This is a genomic window from Microbacterium oxydans, from assembly GCF_006540085.1.
GTDB lineage: Bacteria > Actinomycetota > Actinomycetes > Actinomycetales > Microbacteriaceae > Microbacterium > Microbacterium oxydans.
On record NZ_BJOG01000001.1, the window covers coordinates 598,707 to 616,376 of the forward strand.

Annotated in this window: 17 protein-coding genes; 7 read left to right on the forward strand and 10 right to left on the reverse strand. The window is 69.5% G+C overall.

Features of this window, described 5'->3' with window-relative positions:
- Positions 1 to 17: 17 nt before the first annotated feature.
- Positions 18 to 770, reverse strand: a complete 753-nt coding sequence (locus MOX01_RS02875) for a winged helix DNA-binding protein (protein ID WP_141368284.1) — start codon at positions 768 to 770, stop codon at positions 18 to 20.
- A 118-nt stretch (positions 771 to 888) separates the two neighbouring features.
- Between MOX01_RS02875 and MOX01_RS19355 the strand changes: the two genes are divergently transcribed.
- Complete coding sequence (locus tag MOX01_RS19355) at positions 889 to 1,476, forward strand: MarR family winged helix-turn-helix transcriptional regulator (RefSeq protein ID WP_230977786.1); 588 nt, start codon at positions 889 to 891, stop codon at positions 1,474 to 1,476.
- 46 nt (positions 1,477 to 1,522) lie between these two features.
- Here the strand turns inward: MOX01_RS19355 and MOX01_RS02885 are convergent, their stop codons facing one another.
- The 5 genes from MOX01_RS02885 to MOX01_RS02905 all read right to left on the reverse strand — a co-directional run bounded on the left by MOX01_RS02885 (position 1,523) and on the right by MOX01_RS02905 (position 5,918).
- Positions 1,523 to 1,702, reverse strand: coding sequence for a hypothetical protein (locus MOX01_RS02885; protein WP_141368286.1), 180 nt, complete (start codon positions 1,700 to 1,702; stop codon positions 1,523 to 1,525).
- 282 nt (positions 1,703 to 1,984) lie between these two features.
- Positions 1,985 to 2,902 (reverse strand): cation diffusion facilitator family transporter, encoded by a 918-nt coding sequence (locus MOX01_RS02890; protein ID WP_058630809.1) that lies wholly within the window; start codon positions 2,900 to 2,902, stop codon positions 1,985 to 1,987.
- Positions 2,903 to 2,951: 49 nt separating this feature from the next.
- Positions 2,952 to 4,358, reverse strand: coding sequence for an MFS transporter (locus MOX01_RS02895; RefSeq protein ID WP_141368288.1), 1,407 nt, complete (start codon positions 4,356 to 4,358; stop codon positions 2,952 to 2,954).
- 82 nt (positions 4,359 to 4,440) lie between these two features.
- Positions 4,441 to 4,950: a DUF3253 domain-containing protein gene (locus MOX01_RS02900; protein WP_058630811.1), complete on the reverse strand. Its 510-nt coding sequence runs from the start codon at positions 4,948 to 4,950 to the stop codon at positions 4,441 to 4,443.
- Between the two features lie 59 nt (positions 4,951 to 5,009).
- Positions 5,010 to 5,918 carry an Lrp/AsnC family transcriptional regulator gene (locus MOX01_RS02905; RefSeq protein ID WP_227750885.1) on the reverse strand — a complete coding sequence of 303 codons (909 nt, stop codon included), beginning with the start codon at positions 5,916 to 5,918 and terminating at the stop codon, positions 5,010 to 5,012.
- Between the two features lie 210 nt (positions 5,919 to 6,128).
- Here MOX01_RS02905 and MOX01_RS02910 point away from each other — a divergent pair, with 210 nt between their 5' ends.
- Genes MOX01_RS02910 through speB form a run of 4 tightly spaced genes read left to right on the forward strand, consistent with a single transcriptional unit; the run spans position 6,129 to position 11,795 of the window.
- Positions 6,129 to 7,466 (forward strand): MFS transporter, encoded by a 1,338-nt coding sequence (locus MOX01_RS02910; protein WP_058630812.1) that lies wholly within the window; start codon positions 6,129 to 6,131, stop codon positions 7,464 to 7,466.
- Between the two features lie 52 nt (positions 7,467 to 7,518).
- Complete coding sequence (locus tag MOX01_RS02915) at positions 7,519 to 9,186, forward strand: amidohydrolase (RefSeq protein ID WP_141368290.1); 1,668 nt, start codon at positions 7,519 to 7,521, stop codon at positions 9,184 to 9,186.
- Positions 9,187 to 9,196: 10 nt separating this feature from the next.
- The gene (locus tag MOX01_RS02920; protein WP_141368292.1) at positions 9,197 to 10,813 is read left to right on the forward strand and encodes a thiamine pyrophosphate-binding protein; all 1,617 of its coding nucleotides are present in this window, start codon (positions 9,197 to 9,199) and stop codon (positions 10,811 to 10,813) included.
- 34 nt (positions 10,814 to 10,847) lie between these two features.
- A complete protein-coding gene (gene speB, locus MOX01_RS02925) occupies positions 10,848 to 11,795 on the forward strand; it encodes an agmatinase (protein ID WP_141368294.1) in 948 nt (315 codons plus the stop codon).
- Between the two features lie 105 nt (positions 11,796 to 11,900).
- Here the strand turns inward: speB and MOX01_RS02930 are convergent, their stop codons facing one another.
- Entirely contained in the window at positions 11,901 to 12,851 is a 951-nt protein-coding gene (locus tag MOX01_RS02930; RefSeq protein WP_141368296.1) for a serine protein kinase RIO, read from the reverse strand.
- Between the two features lie 277 nt (positions 12,852 to 13,128).
- Here MOX01_RS02930 and MOX01_RS02935 point away from each other — a divergent pair, with 277 nt between their 5' ends.
- Entirely contained in the window at positions 13,129 to 14,325 is a 1,197-nt protein-coding gene (locus tag MOX01_RS02935) for an MFS transporter (RefSeq protein WP_058632341.1), read from the forward strand.
- Between the two features lie 13 nt (positions 14,326 to 14,338).
- Here the strand turns inward: MOX01_RS02935 and MOX01_RS02940 are convergent, their stop codons facing one another.
- Positions 14,339 to 15,271, reverse strand: coding sequence for a helix-turn-helix domain-containing protein (locus MOX01_RS02940; RefSeq protein ID WP_141368298.1), 933 nt, complete (start codon positions 15,269 to 15,271; stop codon positions 14,339 to 14,341).
- 169 nt (positions 15,272 to 15,440) lie between these two features.
- Here MOX01_RS02940 and MOX01_RS02945 point away from each other — a divergent pair, with 169 nt between their 5' ends.
- Positions 15,441 to 15,902 carry a DUF3817 domain-containing protein gene (locus tag MOX01_RS02945; RefSeq protein WP_061015245.1) on the forward strand — a complete coding sequence of 154 codons (462 nt, stop codon included), beginning with the start codon at positions 15,441 to 15,443 and terminating at the stop codon, positions 15,900 to 15,902.
- Positions 15,903 to 15,927: 25 nt separating this feature from the next.
- Here the strand turns inward: MOX01_RS02945 and MOX01_RS19055 are convergent, their stop codons facing one another.
- Together MOX01_RS19055 and MOX01_RS02955 are read right to left on the reverse strand one after the other, a co-directional pair.
- Positions 15,928 to 16,587, reverse strand: coding sequence for a hypothetical protein (locus MOX01_RS19055; protein ID WP_058632338.1), 660 nt, complete (start codon positions 16,585 to 16,587; stop codon positions 15,928 to 15,930).
- A gap of 48 nt (positions 16,588 to 16,635) precedes the next feature.
- Positions 16,636 to 17,586: an NAD(P)/FAD-dependent oxidoreductase gene (locus MOX01_RS02955; RefSeq protein WP_058632337.1), complete on the reverse strand. Its 951-nt coding sequence runs from the start codon at positions 17,584 to 17,586 to the stop codon at positions 16,636 to 16,638.
- Between the last annotated feature and the right edge of the window lie 84 nt (positions 17,587 to 17,670).

Sequence of the window (17,670 nt, forward strand, 5' to 3'; positions counted from 1 at the left end):
TCGCAGTGTTGCGGGGGTCAGGCGTCGCGCCCGCGGGTGAATCCCGCATCGAAACCGCGCTCGAAGGCGTGCTGAGCGATCCGCTCCGCACGGTGCGGACCGTGTCCACGACCGCGTCCGTGACCGTGCTCGCCGTGACCGTGCTCGCCGTGACCGTGCTCGCGGCTGTGCGCGTGCCCTTGCTCGCATGCGTGTTCGCGGTCGAAATCGTGCTCCCGGTCGTGTTCGAAGCCCCGCTCGACTCCCGCGCCGAAGCCACGACCGAAGCCGCGTCCGAAGGGTCGTCCGAAGCCGTGGCCGAATCCGCGACCGTGGCGGGGTGCGCCGAAGCCGTGACGGCGTCCGCGGGGAAGAGGGGTCTCCTCGTCCCATCCGAACGCGCGGGCGATCTTCTCGAGCGAGGCGAGCGTGGTGGCCATGTCCTCAGGGGAGACGGCTTCCTCCACCTTGGTGCGGATGTCGTCGACGATGACGCCGAGGCGATCCTTCGCGGCGCGACCGTCGTCGGTGAGCGCCCAGCCGTCGCCCTCGGGAGAGACCCAGCCGCGCTCGACGAGCCGATGCAGCTTGTGGCCGTTCAGTGGGCGGTCGGACGGGGCGGTGCCGTCGACGATGTTGAGCATGCGCCAGTCGCGACGACTCGCGTGTTCGCCGTCGAAAGCGGCGGCGAACTCGGCCGCCATCAGGCGGTCGGCGGCCTTCAGCCAGTAACCGAAGGGGCGGGAGGTGTTCTGTGGTTCAGAGATGTTCTGTGATTCAGAGGTGTTCATGAGAAGTCCTTTTGTCGGGGTGACGTAGTTGTCAATGTGCATGTGTATGTCACAGTGCATGTACATGTAGTGTGACATGAGATTCCGATGCATGTCAAGTCGCATGTAAAATCACCTCATGGCCACCGAACCGAACGATCCCGCCGAAGCCATCGCGCAGGCGCTGTCCCGTCTGCGCGGACGGCGTCCCGGTGAGCGCGGCCCGGGGGGAAGAGGCGGTCGCGGTCACGGCAGCCCCCACGCGTGGCAGGACGGCCCGCACGGCGGCCCCGGCGAGGGGCACGGTGGCGACGATCCGCACGACCACTTCGCGCATCACCGGGGTCATCCCGGGATGCCGCCCTGGATGTCCGACCCTTCGGGGCGTCTCGGCGGCCCCGCCCGCATGCGTATGTTGGAGGCGCTCGCCTCCGCCTCCACCCCGCTCAGCGTCAGCGATCTCGGCGCGGCCATCGGGGTCGACCAGCCCCGCGCCTCACGGCTGGTTCAGCAGGGAGTCGAACGCGGATTCGTGCGCCGCGAGGCCGACCCCGACGACGCACGGCGCACCCGCATCGCGCTGACCGACGAAGGACGCCGCCTCGCCCGCGGCATGCGCGGCGAGCGTCGCGAGATGCTGACGACCGCGCTGACCTCGTTCACCGAGGAGGAACGCGTCGAGCTCGCCAGACTGCTCAACAAGCTCGCCGACAACTGGCAGCGCTGAGGGGAGCCTCGAAGCGGCGGCGTTAGCGGCGGAGTTAGCGGCCGAGCTAGCGGCGGAGGCCCGCGACGTCGGCGGCGACGTCGATGACGGAATCCACCGGGATCGCCGTGTCGGCTGATGCCGAGAGCAGCATGCCGGTGGCCACGATCGTCACCGTGCCGCGAGGGGAGAGCAGCTGAACCGAACCCACCTCGCCGAGAGTTTCGCCGTCGCCCAGCAGCAGCACCCGTCCATCGAGAGCTGCAGCGCGCGGATCGTCGATCGCCCCCCCCGGAGCGTGCTCAGCTCGTCCGTGCTCCAGGTCGTCTCATCGATGCCTACCGCGAGGGAGGCGTAGTCCTCGAGAGCGGTGGACGCGGAGGCCACCGCGTCGTTGATCCAGACACAGGTGGTGCCGGAGGCGTCTTCCGAGGAGTCGTCGGGCGAGAAAGCGAAGCCCGCGGTGATCGGCGCTGCGAGCGGCTCGATGTCCGCGCAGGTGATGACGGTGTGCGCCGAGTCCGCAGGCTCAGGCCGACGCGAATCCCACCGACGGCTCGTCGTCTACCGATAGGGACAGCACAGCGGTCTCGACCGCGTCGTGCTGCTCGATCCGCTGCTCCAGGTCTCGCAGCTGCCGCGCCACGTCGTGCTCGCGCGCATCGCCGGCGAGGTCGACCTCCGCCACGATGAAGAGTCGATTCGGACCGACGTACTCGATGTGCAGGTAGGTCACCCGCTCGACCTGCGGCAGGCCCAGCAGGGCGCTCCCCACCCGCGCGCGCAGTTCCGGTGCGGCGGTCGCGCCCACGAGGAAGGCGATGTTCCGCCGGATCAGGATGATCGCCACCACCCCGAGCAGGACGCCGACGAGGATCGAGCCGATGGCATCCCAGGCGGCGACGCCCGTGATCTGGTGGAGGAGGATCGCTCCGCCGGCGAGCACGAGTCCGATGAGTGCGGCGGAGTCCTCGAAGAACACGGCGCGCAGTGTGGTGTCGCTCGTCTCCAGCACGAAGTCCCAGGTCGACGATCCGCGCTCCTTCGCGAGGCGGCGGGATTTCACCATCGCCTGCGTGAACGATGCGCCCTCGAGCACGAACGAGACACCCAGCACGATGTACGCCACGGTCGGGCTCTCGACAGGGCCGGTGTCGGACAGTTCCTGGATGCCGTGCATGATCGACACGATCGAACCGGCGGTGAAGATCCCGAATGCAGCGATCAGCGACCACACGAAGGCGTTGCGACCGTAGCCGAGCGGATGCCGCGCATCCTTGGCCTTCGCCCCGCGGCGGTCGGCGATGAGGAGGAACACCTCGTTCCCCGCGTCCGCCCACGAGTGCGCCGCCTCGGCCACCATCGAAGCCGACGAGGTGATGATCGCGGCGACGGTCTTCGCGATCGCGACGAGGATGTTGGCCAGGAAGGCGAGGATCACAGTCACGCGGTCAGGCTACTCCCGCCCCGTGGCTCACAGTCTCCGCAGGACTCTCTCAGCGTGGAGCCTTGACGGGGAGCAGGAGCAGGAAGCCGGCGATCAGCACGACCACGATGCCCAGGATTCCGTAAGCGGTCTGGCTCGTCAGCACGATCAGCACGGTCCAGGCGCCTGACGCCATCCAGCTCGCCGCGCGCCCGGTCGTGGCGTAGAGACCGAAGATCTCGCCCTCGCGTCCGGCCGGCGTCACTCTGGCGAGGAAGGATCGGGCGGCAGCCTGGGCGGGGCCCACGAAGGCGCACAGGATCAGACCGCCGACCCAGAACACCATCACGCCGGCGTCACGGAGGAAGAACACGGCGAGACCGGCGACGATCATCGACCCGATCGAGGCGAGGATGATCCGCTTCGGTCCGAGCCGGTCGTCCAGCCGGCCGGCGGCGATGGTCGAGATGCCGGCGATCAGGTTCGCGGCGATGCCGAAGATGATGATGTCCTGCGCGCCGAACTTGAACACCGCGGTGCCGATGATGGCGCCGAACGCGAAGACGCCTCCCAGCCCGTCACGGAAGACCGCGCTCGCCAGCAGGTACCAGAAGGTGGGCCGCGTCTCCTCGTTGCGGTAGAGACCTGCGACGTCCTTCACCAGCAGCGGATACGAGGCGAAGAAGCCGACCTTGCGCTCCGGACGGCCGAGTGACGGCTCCGGCACGTTCAGGAAGATCGGGATGCTGAAGATGATCGCCCAGACGGCGCATCCGACGGCGATCAGCCGGTAGGCCAGCCCGTTGTCGGTCGACATGCCGAACCAGTCGAAGGTGTCGAGCACGACCACGATCATGAGCGCGATGATGCCGCCGAGGTAGCCGAAGCCCCAGCCGAGGCCGGAGATGCGACCGACGTTCTTCGGGTTCGCGATGCCGATGAGCATCGCGTTGGAGTTCACCGCCGCGATCTCCTGGAACACCGTCGCGGCCGAGATCAGGGCGACGCCCAGCCAGAACAGGCTCGGCATCGGCTCGACGAACCAGAGGCCGAGCATGCACAGGATCAGCGCGCCGGTGCCGATCCCGAGCCAGAGCTTCTGACGCCCCGCCGCATCCGCGCGTTGGCCGAGGACGGGCGCGAGCAGCAGGATGCCGAAGGCCGCGATCGTCGAGCCCAGACCGAGACCGGACGCGAGGTCCGCCTCCGCGGCGAGCCGGACCGGATCGTCCACGTCGAGCGACGCGACCTCGGGCGGGAGGAAGCCCTCGCCCACGAGATAGAGCGCCGTGAACACGAACGTGAGGATGACGGTGTTGAACGGCTGCGTCGCCCAGTCCCACAGCGCCCACGAGTAGACCTGCTTCTTCGGGGCGGGCGTCTCGCCGCGCAGGTCCAGGCCGACGACGGCCACGGCGCCGCTGTTCGCAGTCGCCACGGGCTCGGGCACGGCGCTGTGCCCCTCGGTTTCGCTCATTCTCGAAGTCTGGCGGTGCCGGGTGAACGCCTGGTGACGGCGCGCCGCGCGGTGCGGCGCGGAAACGTGGTGGTGGGGCTCGTCAGAGGGCGGGCCCGCGGCGGATGCGGACCGGACCACGGGCCTCGTCGATCCGGACGGCCTCCCCCTTCTGCGTCACGACGATCTCTCCGCTCTCCGCCAGGGCCGCGGCCACGCGTCGGACGTCGGGCATCCGTGAACGCCAGGACTCCCCGCCGATGGCGCGGGCCACGTCGCTCGGACAGATCGATGACTCCGAGCGCTTGCGGGTGAGGGTTCGGATGGTGGCGGCGATCCGATCGTCCGCGGCTTCCGGCTCTGGGTCCTCCCACCATGGGGCTCCGCGCTCGCCGAGTGCGGTCTTGGCGTCGTGCACCCGGCGACGGGCATCGTCGTCCGAGGTCTTCACCGCTCGCCGCGCGGCCATGAGCTCATCCACCAGTTCCTGTCGCAGCGTGTCGGGGATCGACGGATCGCTCGCACGCCAGCGTCGCCCGTTCACGACGATGTGGTGCCCGTCCGCCGTGCGCTCGGGACCGGACTCCGTCGCGGAAGACTCCTCGCTGCTCATGCGGGCAGCCTGCCCCTGTCGGGCCGCGTCCTCCATCCCCTTGACGCAGGGGCCGCGCCTCAGTCCGTCCGCAGTGGACGCAGCGTGCGGGCGTAGTCCTCCTTCAGCACGGCGAGGTGCAGCCAGGCCTCGATGCGCGTCACTCCGGGCAGCGCACGCAGGCGTTCCAGGCTGGCGTAGAGCGCGCCGGCCGAAGGCTCGACCAGAGTGGCGACCGCGTCGAAGCGGCCGAGCGTGCGCGCGGCGAAGTCCACCCCACGGCCGCGACGCAGCTCGTCGATCACGGCGTCGTCGTCGTCTCCGAGGGTCATGCCCACCCCCATCGACAACTGCCGGTGCGCGAGTCCGCGCGCCTCGACCGCACTGATCTTGATCACGCCGGCATCGATCAGCCGCTGCACCCTGGTCGCGACGGCCGAGGGGGAGAGGCGCACCTCTTCGCCGAGCGCGCGGAAGCTCTTGCGCCCGTCGGCCTGCAGCTGCTCGATCAGCGCCTCGTCGATCGCGTCGAGGGTGACGCCGCCGTGATACTCCGACACGAAGAAGCCCTTGATCACGGTCGAATAGATGATCGTGCTGATGTCGAGCACCCCGTCGATCGCTCGGATCAGGGCCAGCAGGTCGTGCAGCTCCGACATCGACCCCACGCGCACTTCGGTGACCACGTCGTGCGCGCCGCCGACCGCCGACACCAGCACGGTCTCGCTCATGTCGCGCAGGTGCTCCGCCACGAGCTCGACCGATCCATCGGTGCGGATCGAGACGTGGGCGAGGACGTGCTGGCCGAGGAACACGGGGTCGACAGCGGCGACGACACGCACGGTGCGGTCGGCGAGCATCGTGCGCAGTCGCGCGGCGACAGCGGCTCTGGACTGCCCGAGCCGCTCGGCGAGGGAGAGGATGCTCGCCCGGCCGTCTTCCTGCAGCGCGCGGATGAGTTCGGCGTCGAAATCCATGGTTCCGCCCATTTCGTCAGTTTCCTGCGATCGCACGCTTCGCCGTGCGCAAGTTCAGTGTAGGAGAGGTGATTGCCGTCGGGAAGACGCGCATTGCACAGATGCGCGATCATATATCCAGTGAATCCCCGTTATCGCTGGAGTTCTGCCCTTGCCGACGGGCGCGCACCTCCGTAGCATCCTTCGCTATCCGACATCTTCCGCAAAGGAGCGGGCACCCCCATGACCACTACCCCCACCAGCGGCACCCACAGCCGGGCGCGCCGCGCCGGCATCGCCGCCTTCGTCGGTACCACCATCGAGTGGTACGACTTCTACGTCTACGCCACCGCCGCGGCGCTCGTCTTCGGTCCGCTGTTCTTCCCGAGCGGAGACCGGCTGGCCGAGACCGCAGCGGCCTTCGCGACCTTCGCGGTCGCCTTCCTCGTCCGGCCCCTCGGTGGCATCATCTTCGGTCACATCGGCGACAAGCTCGGCCGACGCACGTCGCTCGTCATCACGCTGGTGATGATGGGCGCGGCCACGGTGCTCGTGGGCTGCCTGCCCACCTACGAGAACATCGGCATCCTCGCCCCGATCCTCCTGATCCTGCTCCGTGCGGTGCAGGGCCTCGCGGTCGGCGGCGAGTGGGGTGGCGCGGTGCTCATGAGCGTCGAGCACGCCCCCGAGAAGTCGAAGACCTTCTACGGCGGTTTCACGCAGCTCGGCAATCCGGCCGGTGCGCTGCTGGCATCGGGCATCTTCGCGATCATGACCCGTATGGGCGACGACTTCATCATCAACGGTGGCTGGCGCATCCCGTTCCTGCTGTCGATCGTGCTGGTCGGCGTCGGCTTCTGGGTCCGTTATCGCGTCGAGGAGACCCCGGTCTTCGAGGCGAAGGTCGAGGGCCGCAAGCAGTCGATGCCGCTGGCCTTCGCGCTGCGCACCAACTGGCGCCCGATCCTGCTCGGCATCGGCATCCTGCCCATCTCGACCGGCGGTTACTACCTGGCCACCACCTTCGCCACGGCCTATGCCACCGGCGACACGGTCGCGATCAGCGAGCAGGTCATCCTCGATGCCATGACGATCGCCTCCTTCGTGGAGTTCGTCGTGACCCTCCCCGTCGCCTGGCTGGGCGACAAGTGGGGGCGGAAGAACGTCATGTACATCGGTCTGATCACCTCGGTGCTCACCTTCGTGCCGTTCCTGCTGATCCTGCCCGGACGCATCGAACCGCTCATCTTCCTGTTCGCCTCGCTGGTGCGCATCGCGATGAGCGCCACCTACGCACCGATCGCCGCCCTGCTCTCGCAGATGTTCCGCCCGCAGGCCCGCTACACCTCGATCGCCCTCTCCTACGGTGTCGGCGCAGCGGTCTGGGCCGGATTCTCGCCGTGGTTCGCGACGCAGCTGATCGCCTGGACGGGCAGCATCTGGTCGGTGATCGCGATGTTCATCGGCATGGCCCTCATCGCCGGAATCTGCACCCGCCTCGCGCCGCAGCACTCCGACGAGGCTCCCGTGACGGCGTCCTTCACCGCGCGTACGGACACCACGGCGAACCGGCTGCCCTGACCGGCGCCGCCACCTCCGCCTCCCGTACGCCACGACCGCGAACAGGTTCCCCATGAGAAAGCTCACCCCCTTCGACCGTTCGGCTCAGACGGCTCCCCTCCTCCTGACCGCGCACGCCATCCATACCGCGGATGACGACGCCACCACGGCAACGGCGATGTTGACCGATCGCGGGCGCATCCTCGCGATCGGTACCCCCGCCGAGTGCGAGGCGGCGGCGGAGGGGGTGGGCCTCTCGCCCGAGCGCATCGATCTCGGCGACGCCGTGATCGTCCCCGGCTTCGTCGACGCGCACGCGCATCCGCTCATGTTCGGGCAGATGATGAGCTGGGTCGACTGCGGCCCCGAGAAGGCGGGCAGCATCCCCGAGATCGTGGCGCTGCTGAAGGCGGCTGCCTCCGACCTCCCCGAGGGGCGCCCGGTTCGCGGCTACGGCTACGAGCAGCGCAACCTCGCCGAGAAGCGCCACCCCACCCGGTTCGAGCTCGACGAGGTCGCCGCCGACCGCGAGGTCTACCTCATGAACGCCTCGGGTCACGGCGGTGTGGTGAACTCGTACACGCTCGCCATCAACGATGTCGACAGGGACACCCCGAACCCCGACGGCGGAGAGTTCTTCCGCGACGCGGACGGCGAGCTCACCGGGGAGCTGTCGGATGCGGCCTGCAACATCCTCACCGGCGTCCACGGGGTGAAGATCGGCCACCACGGTCCGAACTTCCACCTCGCCGACGAGCCCGAGGAGCATCTGCGTCAGCTGGACGCCGCGACCCAGCGGTTCCTGGCCGGTGGTGTCACCTCGATCGGCGACGCCCAGGTCACGCGCCGCGAGTTCGACATGTACCTGCGCCTCGCCGAGGCCGGGCGCCTGGAACTGCGCGTGTCGATGTACCTGCTGTCGCACCTGCTCGACGAGGCGCTCGAGATGGGTCTCGTCGGACAGTTCGGCAACGCGCACCTCAGCTTCGCCGGCATCAAGTTCTACGCCGACGGCACGCTGGGCGGCTGGACCGCATACTTCCCTGACGGCTACGTGGGCGATCCCTGCCGCACTGGCCAGCTGTACCACGAGCCCGCCGAGTACGAGGGGCTCATCCGCAAAGCGCACGCCGCGGGGTTGCAGACCGCGACCCACGCCCAGTCGCCCACCGCGATCGAGATGGTCGTGTCCGCGATCGAGGCCGCGCTCGCCGAGCACCCCGATCCCGACGCCCGTCACCGCATCGAGCACTGCGGCCTGCCGACTCCCGAGCAGATCGAGCGGATGGCCGCCTCCGGCATCCGTCCGGTCAACCAGACCCAGCACTACTTCAACTGGGGCGAGGGCGTGGAGGAGGCCATCGGCACTCCGGGCGAGCGCTTCAACCCGCTGGGCGAGTTCGAGCGCGCGGGCGTGCCGTTCACGATCTCGTCCGATGCCCCGGTCGCCGAGCCCATCCCGCTCGAAGCCATCCAGACGGCCGTGACCCGAGTCACGCGCCGGGGGCACAAGCTCGGGCCGGACGACCTGCGCGTCTCGGCGCTCGCAGCTCTGCGCGCACACACGATCGAAGGTGCCGTGTCGATCGGCCGCGAAGACGATCTGGGGTCGCTCGAAGTCGGCAAGTACGCCGACTTCGCGGTGCTCTCCGGCGATCCGCTGGCCGTTCCCGCCGAGGAGATCTCGGCGATCACGGTGCGCGAGACCTGGGTCGACGGCGTCCGTCGTCACCGAGTGTGAGGATGATCCGATGAGCAGCGACACCACAGCGGCAGAGCAGTACGCCGACACCGCCGGGCGCGCCGTGCTGGAGACGATCCGCGCGTACGGGGTCACCGCGATCTTCGGCATCCCCGGCACCCACAACCTCGAGCTCTACCGCCCGCTCGCCGACCTCGGCATCCGCGCGGTGACGAACCGTCACGAGCAGGGCTCCGGCTACGGTGCCGACGGGTGGGCCCAGCAGACCGGCCTCCCCGGAGTCGTGATCACGACCTCCGGTCCCGGATTGCAGAACGCCATGAGCGCGATCGGCACGGCCTTCTGCGAGTCGCGCCCGCTCATCGTCCTCTCGCCGGGAGTGCCGCTCGGTGCGGAGTTCGCCGACGTCGGCACACTGCACGAGACGAAGGACGCGACGGCGATGGTCGCCGCGATCGCCGAGTGGTCGCGGCGGGTGACCAGCGCCGCCGAGGCGGTCGAGGCCGTGCACGATGCGTTCCACCTGTTCCGCACCGGCCGTCCGCGCCCCGTTCACATCGAGATCCCGCTCGACGTGCTGGAAGCGCCCGCCGACGTTCCCGCCGAGGCGCGGCAGCCGCGTCCGGTCCCTGCGCGGGTCTCGGGTGAGTCGGCTGCGCTCGCCGAAGCGGCCCGGCTGTTGGCGGAGGCGAAGACCCCGGTGATCGTCGCCGGTGGGGGAGCCGTGGATGCCGCGCACGAGGTCACCCTCCTGGCCGAGCGTCTCGGAGCCCCGGTGCTGACCACGCTGAACGGCAAGGGCGTGGTCGACGAGCGGCATCCGCTCTCGCTCGGGTCGAACCTTCGTCTCGCCGCGGCCCGCGCGGTCGCGGAAGATGCCGACGTGCTGCTCGTGGTCGGCTCGAAGCTCGGCGAGGCCGAACTGTGGGCGCCGCGGCTCGAAGCCGGGGGCGTGGTCATCCGCATCGACATCTCGCTCGCGCAGCGCGACAAGAACCTCGCCGCGACGGTCGGGATCACGGGGGATGCAGCTGCCGTTCTGGACGCGCTGTCGACTGCCCTCCCCGCCGGTGTACGCCCGGCGCGTGACCTCACCGCCGAGCGCACCGCGATCGCCGCCGAGATGCGCGCGACCGCCCCCGACACGGTGGCACTGGCTGAGATCATCGTCGAGGCCCTGCCCGACGACGCGATCGTCGCGGGTGACTCGTCCCAGATTGTCTACATGGCGCTCGGCAGCGTGCTGTCGTCGGCGCATCCGCACTCCCTGCTCTACACCCCGACCTACGCCACCCTCGGCTACGGTCTTCCGGCAGCGATCGGTGCCGGAGTCGCGCAGACCGAGCACCCGGTCGTGACCGTGATCGGCGACGGCGCCCTGATGTTCTGCGTGAACGAGCTGGTGACGGCGGTCGAACAGCGCCTCGACATCACGATCGTGTGCGTCGACAACGGCGGGTATGCCGAGATCCGTCAGAACGAGGTCGACCGCGGCATGGAGCCGATCGGCGTCGACCTGGTACAGCCCGACTGGGCAGCGCTCGCCTCGGCCTTCGGCGCGACCGGGCGGCGGGTGGAACGCCGTGACGACATCGCATCGAGCATCCGCGCCGCGATCACCGACGGGGGAGTGCAGCTGGTGCACATCCCGCAGAGTGCGCTCTGAATCCCTCGACATCCCCGACGAACAGGAACGAGCAATGACCGACAACATCGGCCCCATCGACGCCTCCGTGAACCCGCGGTACTCCGGCATCGCGACCTTCGCCCGGCTGCCGCGTATCGAAGACGTGCCGCGTGCGGACATCGCCGTCGTCGGCATCCCCTTCGACTCCGGTGTGAGCTACCGACCGGGCACGCGCTTCGGCCCGTCGCACGTGCGGGAGTCCTCGCGGCTGCTGCGCCCCTACAATCCCGCCCAGGACGTGTCGCCGTTCGCGATCGCGCAGGTGGTGGACGCCGGTGACATCCCGGTCAACCCGTTCGATCTCACCGAGGCCGTGACCGAGGTCGAGCGCGCGGCGCTGGCGCTCGGCGAGCAGGTGCAGCGCATCGTCACGATCGGCGGCGACCACACGGTCGCTCTGCCACTGCTGCGTGCGGTGGCGGCGAAGCACGGGCCCGTGGCTGTGCTGCACTTCGATGCGCACCTCGACACCTGGGACACCTACTTCGGGGCCCCCATCACGCACGGCACTCCCTTCCGACGCGCGAGTGAGGAGGGGCTGATCGACCTCACCGCGAGCTGCCACGTCGGCACCCGTGGCCCCCTGTACTCCAAGCAGGACCTGGAGGACGACGAGCGCCTCGGCTTCTCGATCGTGTCGAGCGAATACATCGAGGAGCACGGGGTCGAGGCCGCCATCGCCCGCATCCTGCAGCGCATCGGCGACAAGCCGCTGTACGTGTCGATCGACATCGACGTGCTCGACCCCGCCCACGCGCCCGGCACCGGCACCCCCGAGGCCGGCGGGCTGACGAGCCGCGAGCTGCTGCGGATCCTGCGGGCCCTGGCCTCGCAGAACATCGTCGGGGCGGATGTGGTCGAGGTGTCGCCCGCCTACGACCACGCGCAGATGACCGGCATCGCCGCGAGCCATGTGGTCTACGAGCTCGTGACCCTGCTGGCCGCCCGCCTCGCTGCCTGAGCCCCCCCGGACCGCCGCCGGCCTGCCCCCGCCTCCTGAGTCGCCCCGCCTCTCGATTCAGCGACCGGAGCAGCGGGGCGTGCGGAGCAGGGCGGGCGGGGCGTGTCAGGCGTACGAGGCGGCGAGCAGCTCGGCGAACAGCTCCTCGGGGTCGCAGTCGACGCGTCGCCGGGTGAACCACTCGCAGATGTTCATGCAGTCGCGGTGCAGCAGGTCGAGGCCCTGTGGGTTGGCGATGATGTCGACGATCTGCGGCAGGTCGATCACGCGCACCCGCCCTTCGTGCACGAGCAGGTTGTATGCCGACAGGTCGCCGTGCGCGAAGCCGGCTGCGGCGAAGGTCTGCATCAGGTCGACCGTCTGCGCGTAGAAGTCCTGCAGCTCGGCGCGATCGCTGCGCACCTGGGCGAGGCGGGGCGCGGCCGTGCCGTCGGAGGTGCCGAGGAACTCCATCAGTACCTCGGTTCCGTTCACCTGCACCGGGTACGGCACGGGTGCGCCGAGCTCCCACATCCGGCAGAGCGCCTCGAACTCGGCGAACGACCACTGCGCTGCGGCCACCTCCCGGCCGTGGACCGACTTCCGTGCGAGCGCGCGCGTATCGCGGGTGTTCCGGGTGCTGCGGCCCTCCGTGTAGATCGACGAGCGGTGGAAGCTGCTGTGCTCGGCGCTGCGGTATCGCTTGGCGGCGAGCAGGCTGTGCTGCGTCGGGTCGCCAGGCACCGCGCGTTCGAGCAGGAACACGTCGGCTTCCTTGCCGGTCTTGAGGATGCCTCGCTCGGTGTCGAGCGCCCCGGCCGAGGTCACGATCCACGCGGGCCGGGGTTCGGGACCGCGCTCGGACGGTGTGACCGCCGGCCACGTCGTCCACCGCTGGCCTTCGCCGGGGTCGACCTCGGCGAAGGCCAGCTCGGTCTCGAGGGAGTCGAACACGGTGCCATCGAACGCTGGTGCGCCGAGTCCGGTGGCGTCGAAGGATTGTGCGTCGAAGGATTGTGCGTCGAAGGAGGGTGCGTCGAAGGACGCGGCTTCCGAGGAAGCGAAGAGATCAGACAAGATGTGGCTCCGGGAGCAGGAGGCCACACCAGGATCAGGAGCGGGTGGCCTCGGAGGGAAGGTGGTCGGCGGAGAGCGCGACAAAGACGGTGTTCATGTCCTCGGCTCCTTCCGCTCGGGCTTCCCGGGTTCCTCCCGGTGCGTCGTCGAGCCTAGGGCGTCGACCACACCGTGTCCAGAGGCGGAGTGAGCCCGCTGGAACCGGACCGGACGAATGGTCGGATGCGGCGGACGCCTGATCGGGCGTCGGCCTCCGCGGACTGCGAGTGTGGAGAACATGACCACGACTGCCCCCGTCCCCACCCTGCCGCCGTCCGCGGCTGTCCGCATCCGCTACGGCGGACTGATCGTCCTGATGCTGATGGGGTTCCTGCTGGTCACGGCCGAGTTCCTTCCGAACGGCGTCCTCACCGAGATGGCCGACGGGCTCGGGGTCACCCCGGGGCAGGCAGGGCAGACCGTCACCGTCACCGCGCTGGTGGGGCTCGTGGTCGCTCCGACCGTCGGACTCATGTTCCCGCGGCTCGATCGGCGGTCGCTGCTCGTATGGATGGCGCTCGCGGCCGCCGTGTCGAACCTCATCGTCGCGATCGCCCCGAACCTGATCATCGTGCTGCTGGCGCGCTTCCTGCTGGGCGCGGCGATCAGCGCGTTCTGGGCGATGTCGATCACGGTCGCGGCACGGCTCGCGGGACCGGAGAATCTCGGTCGCGGTGTCATGTTCACCTCGGCGGGGGTGTCGCTGGCGACGGTGGCGGGTGTGCCGCTGGGTGTCATGCTGAGCGAGCTCGTCGACTGGAGGATGGTCTTCGCCATCGCCGGTGTGCTGATGGTCGTCCTCGCCGTCGTCCTGCGTTTCGCGCTGCCCTCGGTTCCGGCCGAGAGGGCGTCGAGCCTGCGTCTGCTCGTGGACACGCTGCGCCGCCCGGGGATCGGTCTCGGCATGGTGGGCCACGTCCTGGTCGTGCTCGGACACTTCCTCGCCTACACCTATGTGCGTCTCGCGTTGGAGCGCATCCCCGAGGTGGACGCCTCGACCATCGTGGTGCTGCTGGCGCTGTTCGGCGTCGGCGGGCTCCTCGGCAACATCACGATCGGGCTCGTCATCGACCGCACCTTCGCGTTCTTCGCGGTGTTCGCACCGCTGGTGATCGCCGTGTCCGTGATCTCGATGATCCTGTTCTCCGGGTCGATCATCGGCGTCGGCATCGTCGTGCTGGTGTGGGGCTTCTTCTTCTCGTCTTGGTTGATCGTCGCCAACACCTGGGTCGGTCACCGCATGCCGGATCGTCTCGAAGCGGGAGGCAGCCTGGTGGTCGTCGGGTTCCAGGGAGCGATCACGCTGGCGGCGGGCATCGGCGGTCTCCTCGTCGACACCCTGAACGTCGAGCTCGTCTACGTGATCGGCGCGATCGCGCTGCTCGCCGGTGCGGTGCTCTTCGGCGTCTCCAACCGGGTCAGCAGCAGGGACTGAGCCGCGCGCGGCCTCAGGCCGAGACGGGGAGGCGGTGGGCGAGCCGCCACGACGAGGGGGTCATGCCGGCGCGGCGTCGGAACGCACGGCTGAACCCCTCGTCGGAGGCGTATCCCAGCTCGCGCGAGATGTCGGAGACACTGCGTCCGGCCTCGAGCATGCGCTTCGCCGCATCGACACGCACCTCGGTCACATAGTCCGCCGGTGAGCGGCCGACCGCGCTGCGGAACCTCTCCGCGAAGGTCGACCGCGACATGGCGCCGATGCCGGCCAGGCGCTCGACCGTCCAGTCGCGTCCTGGCTCCTCGTGGATGGCGTCGACGACGCGGTCGAGGAATGGATCGTTCGACAACGAGGGCCATCCCGTCGGCGCGCAGCCGTTCGCCGCCCATGCCCTGATCAGGGACAGCAGCACGGTGGTCGCCATCATGCGGCAGATGATGGGGTCGCCCTGGCGTGCGGGTGTCACCGTGTGATCGATGATCCCCATGTTGAGGGCGAGGGCTGCGGCGGCGGGCTCCACGGCGTCGAAACCGGTGACCGTGAGGAACGGGGGCAGCAGGGCGGGGAGCGGGGATGCCGCATCCGCGAGCTCGATGTCGGCGATCATCAGACTCGTGTCGTCCTGTGCTTCGAGGACGAAGGGCGAACGACCGAGCGTCAGGAACGCGTCCCCCGCCACGAGCATGTCTCGGCGGGCCTTCGGGTCGAGGGCGAGGGAGTCGAGCGAGAAGCGCTTCGAGTCGGTGTCGACGTCGAGTCGGCAGCCGTCGCCGAGCGGCGGGTGCCCGTTCACGCCTCCTGCGGCGACGTAGACCAGGGTGATGCTGTCGGCCGGGATGGGCAGCAGCGATCCCGCGGGCAGCGAGGCGCGTCGACCGATGCCGACACGGAGGTCGACGGAGCCGAGCACGTTCGAGAGCGCATCCGCATCCACTGTCACCATGCCTTCGGCAACGCCGTCGGGCCGTTCGCTATTCCGTCGCGCCGTCTGTGGTGGCCTTGCGATGATGCGCTGTGCGGTGTCGGCGCTCCGCTGACCGACCTCAACCATTCGGTTGATTCGGAGCCCTGAGCGTGCGGATACGGTGGAGGGACACCACCCGAGGAGTACCTTGTTCCGCACCCCCGACCGCCTGTTCCGAGTTCTCGCGATCGCCGAGGCGATCACCTGGACGATCCTGATCTCCGCGATCATCGCGCGCGCCGTCGGCGCTCCAGGAGTCGTGGTGACCGTGGGCGGTGGCATCCACGGGTTCGTGTTCCTGTCGTACGCCGCGACGGCGATCCTGGTCGCGCTGAACCAGCGCTGGCATCCCGGCGTCGGCGTGCTCGCGGTGGCCAGCGCCATCGTCCCCTATGCGACGATCCCCATGGAGATCTGGCTGCATCGCACCGGCCGACTCACCGGAGACTGGCGCCTCGAGGCGACGGACGATCCGCGCGATCGGCGCTGGTACGACCGGCTGATGCGGTGGTTCCTGCAGCGGCCGTGGGTGCTCGCGCTGCTGCTGGTCGTGGGCATCGTCGCGCTGTACGTCATCCTGCTGCTGATCGGCCCTCCCGGCGGGAAGTGAGCCGACGCGGGCCGTCCTCCGCCGATCAGGGCGTGACGACGACCGCGTTCTCCTCGTTGATCTTCGCCATGGTCGCCTCGGCATCCCCGGCGGTGCAGTCCACGATCACGGAGAGTCCCACCCCGGTCTGGGTGAAGGCGCGTGCGGCCATCAGCCAGGTGCGGCTGCCGTCCACTCCGACGACCTGACGCGTCTCGACTCCGCCGTTCCCTCCCGCCATGTAGCTGAACTCACCGGTGGTGGCGAGCGGCGTGATGTCTGCCGTCGGCATCTGCAGCAGCACGCCGAGGATCGCGTCGGACGACGCGCTGTCGTCACCGGGGACCACGGCGACGTCGGTCGTGTGACCCTGCCAGAACCGTGCCGTGCACGTGCCGTCGACCGTGCCGTAGGTCCACCCGCCGTTGCCGTCGTCCGGCGCGACGATCTTCCACCCGTCGTCGACGACGAGACCGTCGCCCCACTCGATGTAGGTGTCGCTCGTGAGATCGAGCCCTTCCGCGAAGGTCAGGGTCGAACCGGAGGGGCCGTCGGCCGGTGCGTCGGTTTCCGTGCCCGCAGAGGGAGCGTCGGAGGGCGAGCCCGTCGGGATCTGCGCGTACAGACATCCGCTGAGGGACAGGACGGCCAGGGTGGCGACGGCCGCGGCGGTCAGGCGCAGGGAGATCGAGAAGGCGCGCGTCATGCCGGTCAGCCTAGTCCGGTCCCGTTGCGCTCTCACGCCGATGATCGTTCAGTGCGCGGTGGCCACGCCGATCGAGTCGTGCACCATGACCGCCGCGACCCGAGCGCCCGCACCTGCTGCGACGATCAGCTGCTGCGGTCCGGGAGCCGCCGCGTCGCCTGCAGCGTAAAGTCCGGGTACGTCCGTGCGCCCTGAGCGGTCGATGCGCAGATGCCCGGCGTCATCCGTCGCCGGTGCGATCCCCTCGAGGAACGACAGCGTGCTGTGCCATTCGGGGCGTACGAATCCGCCGTCGATGGCGACCGTCGTGCCGTCAGCCAGGCGGATGCTCTCGATCTGACCTCGGTCGCCGACGAGCTCGACGATGGGTTCCCGGCGTAGCGCGATCCCGGCGGCGGCGAGTTCGACCTCCTCCTCCGCCGTGACCACATCCGCGCCGTGGGTGAACACCGTGAGGTTCTCGGTCAGGCGACCGATGAGGCGGGCACGTTCGGCGATGTCCGGTGCCTCACCGATGAGGGCGAGGCGACGACTCCGGAGCTCCCAGGCATCGCAGGCGGCGCAACTGAACAGACTCATGCCGTAGTAGCCACGGAGGTTCGGCACCTCGGGGAGCGTCTCGCGCAGGCCGGTGGCGAGCAGCACGGCGCGTGCCGTCACCGTCGTCTCCGCCTCGCGGCGCCCGATCTCGGCCGCGAACCCGCCGTCGCTCGGGCGAAGCGAGGTGACGCGGGTGCGCCGTCGCACCTCGACGTCCGGATAGGCCGAGAGCTCCTCCCTCGCGAGCCGGCGCAGCTCCTGCGGCGGGATGCCGTCGCGGGTGAGGAAGCCGTGCGACCGCAGGGTCGCAGCATTGCGTGGACGATCGGCGTCGATCACCAGCACGCGCATGAGTGCGCGGCCGAGGTTGAGGGCGGCGGACAGACCGGCCGGCCCGCCGCCGACGATGAGCACGTCGTAATCGGTGCTCTCGCTCCCACCCATCGCCGCAGATCTCATCCGCACGGTCCTTCCGAGAAAGGGACGGATCCATGCCGCGGCGTCTGCCGGGCGACACCGCCGGGGCGGCCGGTAAGGCTCGCC

What these genes read in the sequence shown, in the direction of transcription:
- MOX01_RS19055 (WP_058632338.1), bottom strand. Translation starts at nt 16,587, where the DNA reads ATGACGCGCGCCTTCTCGATCTCCCTGCGCCTGACCGCCGCGGCCGTC.
- MOX01_RS02900 (WP_058630811.1), bottom strand. Translation starts at nt 4,950, where the DNA reads ATGAGCAGCGAGGAGTCTTCCGCGACGGAGTCCGGTCCCGAGCGCACG.
- MOX01_RS02935 (WP_058632341.1), top strand. Translation starts at nt 13,129, where the DNA reads ATGACCACGACTGCCCCCGTCCCCACCCTGCCGCCGTCCGCGGCTGTC.
- MOX01_RS02875 (WP_141368284.1), bottom strand. Translation starts at nt 770, where the DNA reads ATGAACACCTCTGAATCACAGAACATCTCTGAACCACAGAACACCTCC.
- MOX01_RS02910 (WP_058630812.1), top strand. Translation starts at nt 6,129, where the DNA reads ATGACCACTACCCCCACCAGCGGCACCCACAGCCGGGCGCGCCGCGCC.
- MOX01_RS02940 (WP_141368298.1), bottom strand. Translation starts at nt 15,271, where the DNA reads ATGGTGACAGTGGATGCGGATGCGCTCTCGAACGTGCTCGGCTCCGTC.
- MOX01_RS02955 (WP_058632337.1), bottom strand. Translation starts at nt 17,586, where the DNA reads ATGAGATCTGCGGCGATGGGTGGGAGCGAGAGCACCGATTACGACGTG.
- MOX01_RS19355 (WP_230977786.1), top strand. Translation starts at nt 889, where the DNA reads ATGGCCACCGAACCGAACGATCCCGCCGAAGCCATCGCGCAGGCGCTG.
- MOX01_RS02915 (WP_141368290.1), top strand. Translation starts at nt 7,519, where the DNA reads ATGAGAAAGCTCACCCCCTTCGACCGTTCGGCTCAGACGGCTCCCCTC.
- speB (WP_141368294.1), top strand. Translation starts at nt 10,848, where the DNA reads ATGACCGACAACATCGGCCCCATCGACGCCTCCGTGAACCCGCGGTAC.
- MOX01_RS02920 (WP_141368292.1), top strand. Translation starts at nt 9,197, where the DNA reads ATGAGCAGCGACACCACAGCGGCAGAGCAGTACGCCGACACCGCCGGG.
- MOX01_RS02895 (WP_141368288.1), bottom strand. Translation starts at nt 4,358, where the DNA reads ATGAGCGAAACCGAGGGGCACAGCGCCGTGCCCGAGCCCGTGGCGACT.
- MOX01_RS02905 (WP_227750885.1), bottom strand. Translation starts at nt 5,918, where the DNA reads ATGGGCGGAACCATGGATTTCGACGCCGAACTCATCCGCGCGCTGCAG.